Annotated in this window: 12 protein-coding genes; 8 read left to right on the top strand and 4 right to left on the bottom strand. The window is 60.1% G+C overall.

All coding sequences use genetic code 11. From position 1 onward, the window contains the following. Window positions 1-235: 235 nt before the first annotated feature. A complete protein-coding gene (gene trpS, locus GA0061100_RS00440) occupies window positions 236-1,255 on the top strand; it encodes a tryptophan--tRNA ligase (protein WP_075850659.1) in 1,020 nt (339 codons plus the stop codon). Between the two features lie 64 nt (window positions 1,256-1,319). Here the strand turns inward: trpS and GA0061100_RS00435 are convergent, their stop codons facing one another. After that, window positions 1,320-2,246 (bottom strand): pseudouridine-5'-phosphate glycosidase, encoded by a 927-nt coding sequence (locus GA0061100_RS00435; protein ID WP_075850658.1) that lies wholly within the window; start codon window positions 2,244-2,246, stop codon window positions 1,320-1,322. A gap of 46 nt (window positions 2,247-2,292) precedes the next feature. Next, window positions 2,293-3,237 (bottom strand): carbohydrate kinase family protein, encoded by a 945-nt coding sequence (locus GA0061100_RS00430; protein ID WP_075850657.1) that lies wholly within the window; start codon window positions 3,235-3,237, stop codon window positions 2,293-2,295. Between the two features lie 239 nt (window positions 3,238-3,476). On the opposite strand from GA0061100_RS00430, the gene recA reads away from it, so the two are divergent. The 3 genes from recA (at window position 3,477) to GA0061100_RS00415 (ending at window position 8,386) form a co-directional block, all read left to right on the top strand. Continuing rightward, on the top strand, window positions 3,477-4,565 hold the full coding sequence (gene recA / locus GA0061100_RS00425; protein WP_075850656.1) for a recombinase RecA: 1,089 nt from the start codon (window positions 3,477-3,479) through the stop codon (window positions 4,563-4,565). Between the two features lie 171 nt (window positions 4,566-4,736). Further along, window positions 4,737-7,397, top strand: coding sequence for an alanine--tRNA ligase (alaS, locus tag GA0061100_RS00420; RefSeq protein WP_075850655.1), 2,661 nt, complete (start codon window positions 4,737-4,739; stop codon window positions 7,395-7,397). A 137-nt stretch (window positions 7,398-7,534) separates the two neighbouring features. Next, window positions 7,535-8,386 carry an AraC family transcriptional regulator gene (locus GA0061100_RS00415; protein ID WP_075850654.1) on the top strand — a complete coding sequence of 284 codons (852 nt, stop codon included), beginning with the start codon at window positions 7,535-7,537 and terminating at the stop codon, window positions 8,384-8,386. A gap of 46 nt (window positions 8,387-8,432) precedes the next feature. Here the strand turns inward: GA0061100_RS00415 and GA0061100_RS00410 are convergent, their stop codons facing one another. Then, entirely contained in the window at window positions 8,433-9,059 is a 627-nt protein-coding gene (locus GA0061100_RS00410; RefSeq protein ID WP_075850653.1) for a glutathione S-transferase family protein, read from the bottom strand. 121 nt (window positions 9,060-9,180) lie between these two features. Beyond that, on the bottom strand, window positions 9,181-10,395 hold the full coding sequence (locus GA0061100_RS00405; protein WP_004108975.1) for an NADP-dependent isocitrate dehydrogenase: 1,215 nt from the start codon (window positions 10,393-10,395) through the stop codon (window positions 9,181-9,183). A gap of 229 nt (window positions 10,396-10,624) precedes the next feature. Here GA0061100_RS00405 and GA0061100_RS00400 point away from each other — a divergent pair, with 229 nt between their 5' ends. From GA0061100_RS00400 to GA0061100_RS00385, 4 genes are all read left to right on the top strand, one after another. Then, a complete protein-coding gene (locus GA0061100_RS00400) occupies window positions 10,625-11,230 on the top strand; it encodes a hypothetical protein (RefSeq protein WP_075850652.1) in 606 nt (201 codons plus the stop codon). Between the two features lie 115 nt (window positions 11,231-11,345). After that, window positions 11,346-12,188: an RNA methyltransferase gene (locus GA0061100_RS00395; protein WP_075850651.1), complete on the top strand. Its 843-nt coding sequence runs from the start codon at window positions 11,346-11,348 to the stop codon at window positions 12,186-12,188. Continuing rightward, on the top strand, window positions 12,169-12,969 hold the full coding sequence (gene murI / locus GA0061100_RS00390) for a glutamate racemase (RefSeq protein ID WP_075850650.1): 801 nt from the start codon (window positions 12,169-12,171) through the stop codon (window positions 12,967-12,969). The genes GA0061100_RS00395 and murI overlap by 20 nt, the downstream gene beginning before the upstream one ends. A gap of 3 nt (window positions 12,970-12,972) precedes the next feature. Continuing rightward, window positions 12,973-13,437, top strand: coding sequence for a GNAT family N-acetyltransferase (locus GA0061100_RS00385; protein ID WP_075850649.1), 465 nt, complete (start codon window positions 12,973-12,975; stop codon window positions 13,435-13,437). Window positions 13,438-13,508: the final 71 nt, after the last annotated feature.

Genomic DNA, 13,508 nt, shown 5'->3' with positions numbered 1-13,508 from the left:
GGCGTACAGGTGAGGGGCGATTTTCACCTCTCTTGTTGCCGATTGCAGCACAAAGATGCTATCAGCCTGCGCATGATCGACCTTGCCAAACCCATTTACCGTATGTGGTGGCGCTCCTTCTAGGAGCGGCAGTCGTCATGTCTTGAAATCGACCCTGCCGCCGTGATCCGGCAGGCATTGGTCCATTTCCGTTTTCCCTTCCCGATTGCGGCGGCTCCTTTTGCGGAGCTAAAAAATGCATTCCGATACCAATACTCGCCCCGTCATCCTGACGGGCGACCGGACCACCGGTCCGCTCCATCTCGGCCATTATGTCGGCTCGCTGAAGAGCCGTGTCGTGCTTCAGCATAGCCACCAGCAATTCCTGCTTTTGGCGGATACACAGGCGCTGACCGACAATGCCCATGATCCCCAGAAAGTACGCCGCAACGTCCTTGAAGTCGCAACGGACTATCTCGCTGTTGGCATCGACCCGTCGCTGACGACGATCTGCGTGCAATCAGCCTTGCCGGCGCTGGCGGAGCTGACGCTGCTCTATCTGAATTTCGTCACGGTCAGTCGCCTGGAGCGCAATCCGACGATCAAGACGGAAATCCAGCTGCGCGGTTTCGAGCGAGACGTGCCGGCCGGTTTTCTCTGCTATCCGGTCGCGCAGGCTGCCGACATCACCGCCTTCAAGGCGACGGTCGTTCCGGTCGGGGAGGACCAGGCGCCGTTGATCGAGCAGACCAACGAGATCGTTCGCCGTCTCAATCGGCAGATCGGACGAGACATCCTTGTAGAAGCTGCTGCCATGGTGCCGAAGGTAGGGCGCCTGCCTGGTGTCGACGGCGAGGCGAAGATGAGCAAATCGCAGGGCAATGCCATTCCGCTCTCGGCATCGCCGGGTGAAATAAGCGATGCGGTGCGGCGGATGTATACCGATCCAGATCACCTGCGCGTCAGCGATCCCGGCCAGGTGGAAGGAAATGTCGTCTTCACCTATCTCGATGCCTTCTGTGAGGATAGGCAGCTGGTCGATGAGATGAAGGCACATTACCGCCGTGGCGGCCTTGGCGACGTCACCCTGAAGAGACATCTGGAGGAAGTCCTGCAATCGCTGCTCGCACCGATCCGCGAGCGCCGTGCGCGTTACGCCGCCGAGCCGGATTACGTGATGGGGATCGTGCGTGAGGGCACGCGAAAGGCGAGGGAGCGGACGGAGGCAACGCTTACGGAGCTGCGATCTGCCCTGGGCCTGTCCTCCCTGGCTTGAAACAAAAAAGAACGGCCGGGCGATCTTTTGAAGCGCCCAGCCGTTCTCTTAATTGCGGCTCTGATTATTCCGCCAAAGCGACAGCGATTTCTGCGGCCAGGCGCGCATTGTTTTCGACAAGCGCGATGTTGGTCTTGAGGCTGCGGCCCTCGGTGATGTCGAAGATCGTGCTGAGCAGATACGGCGTGACTGCCTTGCCGGTGATTTCATCCCGCTCGGCGCTGTCGAGGGCGCGCTCGATATAGATTTCCATTTCCTCGCGCGGGATCTCGTCGGCTTCCGGAACCGGATTGGCGATCAGCATGCCGCCATCGATGCCGAGCTGCTCACGCGTCGTCTGGAAGTTGGCGATCGCAGCCGGGCTGTTCAGCGTCAGCGGGCTCGTCAGGCCGGAGGAGCGCGACCAGAAGGCCGGGAACTCAGTGCTGTCGTAGGTGACGACTGGTACGCCGCGGGTTTCCAGCACTTCGAGCGTCTTTGGAATATCGAGGATCGCCTTGGCGCCGGCGCAGACGACGATGACGCCGGTGCGGGACAGTTCTTCAAGGTCGGCCGAAATATCGAAGCTTTCTTCGGCGCCACGATGCACGCCGCCGATGCCGCCGGTGGCAAACACCTTGATGCCGGCGCGAGCGGCCGCAATCATCGTGGCGGCAACGGTGGTTGCGCCGGTGCGGCGCTCGGCAATCGCAAAGGCGATATCGGCACGCGAGACCTTCATCGCGCCTTGCGTCTTGGCGAGGGTTTCCAGCTCTTCCGGCTCGAGGCCGATATGCAGGGTGCCGTGGATGACAGCGATCGTCGCCGGGACTGCGCCCTCCTGCCGGATGATTGCCTCGACACTACGCGCCATCTCGATATTGCCGGGATAGGGCATGCCATGGGTGATGATCGTCGATTCCAGTGCCACGAGCGGTGCGCCACGCAGCTTTGCGGCGGCGACTTCCTTTGAATAGGAGATCGGAAGCAGTGGCGAGATAGGCTGGGTCATTGTCGTTTCCAATTCACTGAAACATTATACGCGTTATGAACAGGCTTCATGACAGAATTTCGGCCGTGGGAACAAGGGCCAGCATCGTCTTTAGCAGCTCGGGAGAGAGATTTTCCGCCGTGGCAAAGGGGGATTGCACGGTGATCGCGGCTGCCGCGGCGCCATGGCGGACGGCTTCCGCGAGATCGTGGCCGGCGAGCAAAGCGGAGAGAACGCCCGAGGCAAGTGAATCTCCCGCTCCGGTGACATCGGCCACATCCTCGACCACAGGCGGCTGCAGGCTGACGACGGTATCCGGTGAGAAGGCAATCAGCGGGCGCTTGCCGCGGGTGATGACGCCGTTGCGCAGGCCGAGCGCGTGCAATGCGCTTACCCATTCGCGCGGGTCTTCCGGACGGATTTCGGTTAGTGCGGCAGCTTCGGCCTCATTGAGAAACAGATGGCCGATGCCGGCGAGACTCGGCTTTAGCCGCACGACTTTGGCCGGTGAGATGGCGATGGCCGCGACCGGCTTGCCGCAAAAGGCTGCCCTTGCCGCAATCGCCGCCAAGGTCTCAGCAGGCAGATTGGCGTCACAAAGAATAAGGTCTGTCTCTTCGAACGCGTCGCGAACGGCACGAATCGCCAAGCGTCTGGGAACGAACAGCTTGTAGAGCTCCATATCGGCGAGCGCGATGACGAGATTGCCGTCATTCTCGAGGATCGCCGTATAGCTCGGGGTCTTGCGATCGAGGAAGACGAAGGGCTTGTCATCGATGCCCGCATGGCTGGCGGCTTCCGCTACCATCTCGCCAGAGGGGTCGCCGCCGCGTGGAGAAATCAGCTTTACGTCGAAGCCAAGGCGGGCAAGATTTCGGGCGGCATTGAAGCCGCCGCCGCCGGGCTCCTCGAACCATGCTCCGGGGTTGCTGGCGCCGGGTGCCGTGTCGCCGAAGATGCGGCCGCGACGATCGATATGGGCGCCACCAAGAACGAGAATCTTTTTCGCCATAGGGTTATCCTCAGCAGCCGAAAAGGCGAATCGAGCGAGCCGCAAACATCTCGCAATTCACCGTTTCGGACATGTAAGTGCCTGGGAAGAAAGAAGAAAACAAAAATAGAACAGAATTCATTTTACCTTTTTCTTTCAATCGCTTGTTGTGCTCTTGCGATATGAGAACAAATCGAGTACACAATTCTCATCAGCGGCGACATTGCTAGAGCGGCTTCAATAACCTAAAGGTGGATCGAATGTCTCAGAATTCTTTGCGGCTTGTAGAGGACAAATCGGTGGATAAAAGCAAGGCACTTGAAGCGGCACTCTCTCAAATTGAGCGGTCGTTCGGCAAGGGCTCGATCATGAAGCTCGGCTCTAACGAGAACGTGGTCGAAATCGAAACGGTTTCCACCGGCTCTCTGAGCCTCGATATCGCGCTTGGCATTGGCGGCTTGCCGAAGGGGCGCATCATCGAAATCTACGGGCCGGAAAGCTCGGGTAAGACGACGCTGGCGCTGCAGACCATTGCAGAAGCGCAGAAGAAGGGCGGCATCTGCGCCTTCGTGGACGCGGAACATGCGCTCGATCCGGTCTATGCCCGCAAGCTCGGCGTCGACTTGCAGAACCTGTTGATCTCGCAGCCCGATACCGGCGAACAGGCGCTTGAAATCACCGATACGCTGGTGCGCTCCGGCGCGATCGACGTTCTCGTCGTCGACTCCGTTGCGGCCCTGACGCCGCGTGCCGAAATCGAAGGCGAGATGGGCGACAGCCTGCCGGGCCTGCAGGCCCGTTTGATGAGCCAGGCGCTGCGCAAGCTGACGGCTTCGATCTCGAAGTCCAACTGCATGGTGATCTTCATCAACCAGATTCGCATGAAGATCGGCGTCATGTTCGGCTCGCCGGAAACGACGACCGGTGGTAATGCACTGAAGTTCTATGCCTCGGTTCGCCTTGACATTCGCCGCATCGGCGCCGTCAAGGAGCGCGAGGAGGTGATCGGCAACCAGACCCGCGTCAAGGTCGTCAAGAACAAGATGGCCCCTCCCTTCAAGCAGGTCGAGTTCGACATCATGTACGGTGAAGGCGTTTCCAAGACCGGCGAGCTGGTCGACCTCGGCGTCAAGGCCGGCATCGTCGAGAAGTCGGGTGCCTGGTTCTCCTACAACAGCCAGCGCCTCGGCCAGGGCCGCGAGAACGCGAAAATCTTCCTGCGCGACAACCCGGATCTCGCTCGCGAGATCGAACTGTCTCTGCGCCAGAACGCCGGCCTGATCGCCGACCGCTTCCTGCAGAATGGTGGTCCCGATTCTGGCGATGACGGCGACGCTGGCGGCGAATAACGAATTTCGGGAGCAATTCCCGGCTTGATATGAATTGAATGCTTGAACCGGCCGTATTGTCCAAGGGATGTGCGGCCGGTTTTGTTCGTGCGGCTGGACAGCGCCGGGAGCGAACGATAAAAGCCTCTGACTTTGACGCAAGTTGCTGAGCGCAGGACTGAAGGGCCCCCTATGAGCGGTGTGAATGAAATCCGGTCGACCTTCCTCGACTATTTTAAGAAAAACGGCCACGAGATCGTGCCGTCGAGCCCGCTGGTGCCGCGCAACGATCCGACATTGATGTTCACCAATGCCGGTATGGTGCAATTCAAGAACGTGTTCACCGGCCTGGAGCAGCGTCCCTATACGACGGCTTCGACGGCGCAGAAATGCGTTCGCGCCGGCGGCAAGCATAACGACCTTGATAATGTCGGTTATACCGCGCGCCATCACACCTTCTTTGAAATGCTTGGCAACTTCTCCTTTGGCGATTACTTCAAGGAACGCGCTATCGAGCTTGCCTGGAACCTGATCACCAAGGAATTCGGCCTCGATGCCAAGCGCCTGCTGGTCACGGTCTATCATACCGACGACGACGCCTTTAATCTGTGGAAGAAGATCGCCGGCCTTTCCGACGATCGGATCATCCGCATCGCCACCAGCGACAATTTCTGGGCGATGGGTGACACCGGCCCGTGCGGTCCCTGTTCTGAAATCTTCTACGATCACGGCGATCACATCTGGGGCGGCCCTCCCGGCTCTCCGGAGGAAGACGGTGATCGCTTTATCGAGATCTGGAATCTCGTCTTCATGCAGTTCGAGCAGATCACCAAGGAACAGCGCGTCGACCTGCCGCGTCCGTCGATCGACACCGGCATGGGTCTCGAGCGCGTTGCCGCCGTGCTGCAGGGCAAGCATGACAACTACGATATCGACCTGTTCCGCGCGCTGATCGAAGCCTCGGAAGAGGCAACGGGCGTCAAGGCCGAGGGCGAGCATCGCGCCAGCCACCGCGTCATCGCCGATCATCTGCGCTCCTCCGCCTTCCTGATCGCTGACGGTGTCCTGCCGTCGAACGAAGGGCGCGGCTATGTGCTTCGCCGCATCATGCGCCGTGCCATGCGCCACGCACAGCTGCTCGGTGCCAAGGAACCGTTGATGTGGAAGCTGCTGCCGGCGCTGATCCAGCAGATGGGCCGCGCCTATCCGGAGCTGGTGCGCGCCGAGGCGCTGACCTCCGAGACACTGAAGCTCGAAGAGACCCGTTTCCGCAAGACGCTGGAGCGTGGCCTTTCGCTGCTCAACGATGCCACTTCGGACCTGCACAAGGGTGACAGCCTGGACGGCGAGACCGCCTTCAAGCTCTACGACACCTATGGCTTCCCGTTGGACCTGACGCAGGACGCGCTGCGTGCCCGCGGCATCGGCGTCGACATCTCCAGCTTCACCGATGCCATGGAGCGCCAGAAGGCCGAGGCGCGCTCGCATTGGACCGGTTCCGGCGACAAGGCGACCGAGACCATCTGGTTCGAGCTCAAGGAAAAGCTCGGAGCGACCGAATTCCTCGGCTACGACACGGAAACGGCCGAAGGCGTCATCCAGGCGATCGTCAAGGACGGCGTTGCCGTCGAAAGCGCCTCTGCCGGCGACAAGGTGCAGATCGTCGTCAATCAGACGCCGTTCTACGGCGAATCCGGTGGCCAGATGGGCGATACCGGCATGATTGCGAGCGATCACGGCAAGCTCACCGTCGGTGACACGCAGAAGAAGGGCGAGGGCCTTTTCGTTCACAGCTCGGAAGTGTCGGAAGGCAAGATCAAGGTCGGCGACGCTGTCGTGCTGACGGTCGATCATAACAGGCGCTCGCGCCTGCGCGCCAACCACTCCGCCACCCACCTGCTGCACGAAGCTCTCCGCGAAGTGCTCGGTACCCATGTCGCCCAGAAGGGCTCGCTGGTTGCGCCCGAGCGCCTGCGTTTCGACGTCTCTCATCCGAAGCCCATGTCGGCAGAGGAGTTGAAGGTTGTCGAGGAGATGGCGAACGAGATCGTTCTGCAGAATTCTCCGGTCACGACCCGCCTCATGAGTGTCGACGATGCGATCGCGGAAGGCGCGATGGCGCTGTTCGGCGAAAAGTATGGCGACGAAGTCCGCGTGGTGTCGATGGGGCAGGGTGTGCGTGGTGCCAAATCCGGCAAGCCCTATTCGGTCGAGCTTTGCGGCGGCACGCATGTCTCCGCTACGGGCCAGATCGGCCTCGTACGCATCCTCGGCGAAAGTGCCGTCGGCGCCGGCGTGCGCCGTATCGAAGCCGTGACCGGTGAATCCGCGCGTGATTATCTTGCCGAGCAGGACGACCGCGTGAAGAGCCTTGCCTCGACACTGAAGGTGCAGGCGGCCGATGTCGTCTCGCGCGTTGAAGCGCTGATGGACGAACGCCGTAAGCTGGAGCGCGAATTGGCGGATGCCAAGCGCAAGCTTGCTATGGGCGGCGGCCAGGGCGGCTCGGCTGATGCTGTCCGGGAGGTCAATGGCGTCAAATTCCTCGGCAAGCCTGTTTCCGGCGTCGATCCCAAGGATCTCAAGGGGTTGGCGGATGAAGCCAAGGTAAGTCTCGGCTCGGGCGTCGTCGCGCTGATCGGCGTGTCGGAAGATGGCAAGGCTAGCGCCGTCGTCGCTGTTACCGAAGACCTGACAGGTCGTTTCAGTGCCGTTGACCTCGTTCGCGTCGCCTCGGCTGCTCTCGGCGGCAAGGGCGGTGGCGGTCGTCCCGACATGGCCCAGGCCGGCGGCCCGGATGGCGCCAAAGCTGATGAAGCTATCGAGGCCATTGCTGCGGCACTTGCCGGCTAAGGCGTTGATTTCCGATTGGTAATCAAGAATGGCGGATGCTTCGGTGTCCGCCATTTTCTTTTGTCCGGACAACTCCGCAGGATTTGTCAAATCGGGTTATGCTCTTGTCGGGCCGATCGATTTGCAAGGGGTTTGACATGAGTGGTGGAACGGCGTGGACGCTTTACGAGACCCGGTTGCGGCGAGTTTCGGCCTATATCCATGAGCATCTGGATGATGAACTCGATATGGAAAAGCTCGCCGAAATCGCCTGCATGTCCAGCTATCACTGGCACAGGATCTATCGGGTGATCTATGGCGAGACGGCAGCGGCGACCGTCAAGCGGCTGCGGCTGCATCGTGCCGCCGGCGATCTCGTCAACACCCGTCTATCCGTCGGCGACATTGCAAAGCGGTCGGGCTATCCCAACCTCCAGTCGTTCAACCGCATCTTCAGATCCGTCTACGGCATGCCGCCGGCGCGATATCGGAATGAGGGAAGCCATACGATCTTCGAACCCAGCACCCAAGGAAGGATCACGGTCATGTTCGACGTTACGCTTCGCACCATTTCCCCGATGTCACTGATCGGTGTCGCCCATCGCGGCTCCTATATGCAGATCGGCCAGGCTTTCGAAACACTCTTCGGCACGATCTTTGCCCGCAGGCTTGCAGCCCCCGATATGCGCATGATCGGCATCTATCTCGACGATCCCGATGTCGTTGAGGCGGACAAGCTGCGCTCCTACGCCTGCGTCACCGCCGGCGAGACCGTCGCTGCCGATGCGCCTCTGGAAAGACGCTCGCTTGAGGGCGGCGAATATGCCGTGCTGCGCCACAAGGGGCCCTATGCAAACATGCACAAGGCCTATCAATGGCTCTATGCGCAATGGCTGCCGGCTTCTGGGCGGCAACTGCGCGATACCGTCATGTTCGAAGAATATATCAACAATCCGCGCGACGTGCCGCCGACGGAGCTATTGACCGACATCTATATGCCGCTGACATAACGGCATGTCGTTTCGATCGAAGGCTTTCTTCTAATGTCCTGAATTTTCAGGCATTAGCCGGCTTCGGCATAGCCGCATTGTCGATCTCGTTGCCGCGGCGATAGGCGTCGCGGTCGCTGACCCGGCTCCAGTAATCGATGAAGGCCGGTCGCTTTTCGATCGTTCCGAAATTGAGGCCGTAGCCGACATGCGAACCGACATAGACGTCGGCGGCAGTAAAACGGTCGCCGGCGATGAAGGGCGAGGTCGTGACCGCGTGCTCCATGGCGTCAAGCACATTCGCGAAGCTGCCACAGCCAGCCATGCGCAGGCGTTCCGGTGGGACTTCGAAGCCGAGGGCGCGATTAGTGATGGCCATCTCGAACGGCCCGGCTGCAAAGAACATCCAGCGGAAATAGCGGCCACGCTCGGCCGCCGTCGGGGCAAGCCCCGCCTGCGGGAAGGTTTCCGCAAGATAGGCGCAGATGGCGGCGCCTTCGGTGACGACGGTATCGCCATGCTTGATGGCCGGCACCTTGCCCATGGGGTTGACCGCCAGATATTCCGGCGCCTTCATCGTCGTGCCGTAGTCGAGGTACTCGGTGCGGTAGGGCTGGCCGATCTCCTCGAGCATCCAGCGGGCGATGCGTCCGCGCGACATCGGATTGGTATAGAAAACGAGTTCCTCGGCCATCTGTCTCTCTCCCTTTTGTTGCGCGCATTGTTGCCACTGGTTAGCCCCGGCGGCAAGATTCCGGGCAAAAGAAAACCCGGCGCTGAGGCCGGGTTTTCGTATGTCCAGATGACAGCAAGGCTTATGCAGCCATGGCCTTCTTGAGGTTTTCGTCGATCTTGTCGAGGAAGGCGGTGGTCGAGAGCCACGGCTGATCGGGGCCGATCAGCAGCGCCAGATCCTTGGTCATATAGCCGGCTTCGACGGTGTCGACGCAGACCTTTTCCAGCGTGGACGCGAACTTTGCCAGTTCGGCATTGTCGTCGAGCTTGGCGCGATGAGCGAGGCCACGGGTCCAGGCGAAGATCGAGGCGATCGAGTTTGTCGAGGTTTCCTGGCCCTTCTGGTGCTGGCGGTAGTGACGGGTCACCGTGCCGTGCGCGGCTTCGGCTTCGACCGTCTTGCCATCCGGCGTCAAGAGAACGGAGGTCATCAGGCCGAGCGAGCCGAAGCCCTGGGCAACCGTGTCGGACTGGACGTCACCGTCGTAGTTCTTGCAGGCCCAGACGTAGCCGCCGGACCACTTCAAGGCGGAAGCGACCATGTCGTCGATCAGGCGGTGTTCATAGGTGATGCCGGCTTCGTCGAACTGAGCCTTGAACTCGTTCTGATAGACTTCTTCGAAGATGTCCTTGAAGCGACCGTCATAGGCCTTGAGGATGGTGTTCTTGGTCGACAGGTAGACCGGCCACTTGCGCATCAAGCCGTACATCATCGAGGCGCGCGCGAATTCGCGGATCGACTCGTCGAGGTTGTACATGGCCATGGCAACGCCTGCGCCCGGAGCGTTGAAGACTTCCTTCTCGATGACCGTGCCGTCTTCGCCGACGAACTTGATGGTCAGCTTGCCCTTGCCGGGGAACTTGAAGTCGGTGGCGCGATACTGGTCGCCGAAAGCGTGACGGCCGACAACGATCGGCTGCGTCCAGCCTGGAACCAGGCGCGGAACGTTCTTGCAGATGATCGGTTCGCGGAAGATGACGCCGCCGAGGATGTTGCGGATCGTGCCGTTCGGGCTCTTCCACATTTCCTTGAGGTTGAACTCCTTCACGCGGGCTTCGTCCGGCGTGATCGTGGCGCATTTGATGCCGACGCCGTACTTCTTGATGGCATTGGCGGCATCGACGGTCACCTGGTCGTTGGTGGCGTCGCGGTTTTCGACCGAGAGATCGTAGTAGTCGATGTCGATGTCGAGGTAGGGGAAGATCAGTTTTTCTTTGATGAGCTGCCAGATGATGCGAGTCATTTCGTCGCCATCGAGATCGGCAACGGGATTTGCGACCTTGATCTTCTTCATGCTTCTGCCTCGTTTAAGCTGATGGGACCGGATGGTCCTGTGGGTAATAGGAAGTCCCGAGGGCTATAGCACCGCAAGGACGGAACGCAAAGCCGATAGAGCCTCGCGCGTCGCGTTTTTGATCATTCACGACATCACCCGCTTTTTGCGATCGGGCCATTGCCAAAGCAGTCCACGGGTCTAATGTCGCGCAGGTTTTGCCCGTTGCCCCATGTCATGGAATCACGTCATGCAGAAATTTGCCGCCTCCGCTTTTGTCCTTACGCTTTTTCAGTTCTCGCTTGGCGCGCATATGGCGCTCGCTGCCGATGCGACGACGCCGGTCAAGGCCATCATGGATGCGACCGTCTCGAACTGGGCGGGCGGCGACAGCGACTGGCAGGATATCTTCGACGAGAGCAAGCTGAAGGATATCTACAGCAAGGATTTCGGGGCAAAATATCAGGCGGCCGCGCAGTTTCCCGCTGCCGACGAGGACGGTATCTCGCCTTTCGACTATGACGTGATCGTCAGTGCGCAGGATGCCTGTCCGCTGGAGGATGTGAAGATCGCCGCCCAGCCGCCCACGAACAATGTGACCGAGGTGCTGGCGACCTTCAAGAAATCCACCTGCATGGGCTCGGATGCAGACTATCAGAAGACGACGACGGTTCGCTTCGAAGTCATCCAAGAAGGCGGAAAGCTCGTCGTCGACGATATCATCACCAATGATGACAACGGCAATCCGAGCTCGCTCAAGAGCGTCATGCAGGATCTCGTCAAACAGCAGCAGCAACAGCCGACAGACCAGACGCAGCAGCCCTCGGACCAGCAGAAGCCGGCCAACCCGCAATAAATTGGGCGCGCTTCATTCCGCGGCTTATGCGTAAAAACCTTGCCGATCGGCCGGTGTCTCGCTATTGCCACCCGTAACTGGTGCGACAGGGTTCGCGCGCGGAGATTTAGGCATCATGGCAGGCACGAACAGCGAACGTCCACTTCTGGCCGAAGGGCCGGCCATCATTCTCGTCGAGCCGCAGATGGGCGAGAATATCGGCATGGTGGCGCGTGCCATGGCGAATTTCGGGCTTGTCGAGTTGCGCCTTGTCAATCCGCGCGATGGCTGGCCGAACGAAAGGGCGCAGGCAACCGCTTCGAAGGCAGATCACATCATCGAGGCGACGAAGGTCTACGACACGCTGGAGCAGGCGATCGCGGATCTCAATTTCGTCTATGCGACGACGGCGCGCGAGCGTGATGGCTACAAGCCTGTGCGGTCGCCTGTCGTCGCGGCTGAGACCCTTCGTACAAAGTTCAAGGCGGGTGAGGGCACCGGTATTCTTTTCGGGCGCGAGCGTTGGGGCTTGACGAATGAGGAAGTGGCGCTGGCCGACGAGATCGTGACTTTCCCGGTCAATCCGGCCTTCGCATCGCTGAACATCGCGCAGGCGGTGCTGTTGATGTCCTATGAATGGATGAAGTCGGACATGGGGGATGTTGCCGAGGTACCTTTCCAGGCGATCGAGCAGCGGCCATCGACGAAGGATCAGCTTTTCGGTCTCTTCGACCAGCTCGAAGAGGCGCTGGATGCGCGCAATTATTTCCATCCTGCCGGGAAAAAGCCGAAAATGGTCGACAATCTCCGAGCTGTCCTCTCGCGCCGGGCGTTTACCGAACAGGAAATCAGCGTTCTTCGCGGGGTGATCTCGTCTCTCGACCGCTTCACGCGGAAGTCTCCGCGCGGCAGCGGTTCGCATCCCAGATCCGTTAAAGCACCCAAGGAAACCACCAGCGATGACAGCAACGGCGAATGAGCTGAAACCGGTCCTTGTTTTCGATTCAGGGATCGGCGGTTTGACCGTGCTTAGAGAAGCGCGGGTGCTGATGCCGGAACGCGGTTTCATCTACATCGCCGACGATGCCGGTTTCCCCTACGGCAGTTGGGAAGAAGCGGCGCTGAAGGAGCGCATCGTTGATCTCTTCGCGAAACTGCTGGTGAAATATGATCCGGAAGTCTGCATCATCGCTTGCAACACGGCTTTCACGCTGGCCGGCGCCGCTCTGCGCGCCGCTTTTCCCCAGATGACATTCGTCGGTACCGTGCCGGCGATCAAGCCGGCCGCCGAGCGGACCCGCTCCGGCCTGGTATCGGTGCTTGCGACCCCGGGCACGGTCAAACGCGCGTACACCCGCGACCTAATCCAGTCCTTCGCCACGCAATGCCATGTTCGGCTTGTCGGATCACAGAACCTCGCCCGTCTTGCGGAAGCCTATATTCGTGGCGATGTCGTCGACGATGAGGCTATCATGACCGAGATCGAGCAGTGCTTTGTCGAGATGGACGGCCGCAAGACCGACATCGTGGTGCTTGCCTGCACGCATTATCCGTTCATGGCCAATATTTTCCGCAGGCTTGCGCCCTGGCCGGTCGATTGGCTGGATCCAGCCGAGGCGATCGCGAGGCGTGCCCGCAGCCTGGTGCCGCAGGCGGCCGATGCCGTTCATCCCGATAATCTCGACTTTGCGGTGTTCACCTCGGGTGCGCCGGATTTTCCCACCCGCCGGCTGATGCAGGGTTTTGGGCTCAAGGCTTGATGAATGACTGACAAGATTTCATTGCGTAAACTCGATCTCGCGGACATGCCTGCGGCTGCGGCCGTCCATCGCGCGTCCTTCAACGAAAGGCTGCCGACGCTTGCCGGGGTTCATACGCCGGAAGAGGATGTCGGCTTCTGGACCGCCGTCGTCTACAAGGATTGCGAGATCTGGGGTGCGGAAGAGGGCGGGCGTCTCGTCGGCGTCATTGCCTTTCTTGAGGACTGGATTGACCAGCTTTACGTCCTGCCCGAGGCGCAGGGGCGCGGTATCGGTAGCCGTCTGCTCGATATTGCCAAATCGACCTATCCGGTGCTGTCGCTCTGGTCATTCCAGAGAAATGAGCCAGCGCGCCGCTTTTACGAAAAGCACGGCTTCTTCGTGGTTGACGAGTCGGACGGGGCAGGCAATGAGGAGAAGGAGCCGGATCTGCTTTACAAATGGGAGGCACGCCTGCACCGGCTTTAGTTGAAGCCGAGCTGAATGGCCGCTTATTGGGAGTTCGATAGTTGATGTCTTTTGAGAATGCCGAGGTCAGC

Source organism: Martinezella hainanensis, from assembly GCF_900094555.1.
GTDB lineage: Bacteria > Pseudomonadota > Alphaproteobacteria > Rhizobiales > Rhizobiaceae > Rhizobium > Rhizobium hainanense.
Note: the sequence above shows the minus strand (reverse complement) of the source record. Positions and strands in the feature narration are given on the sequence as shown.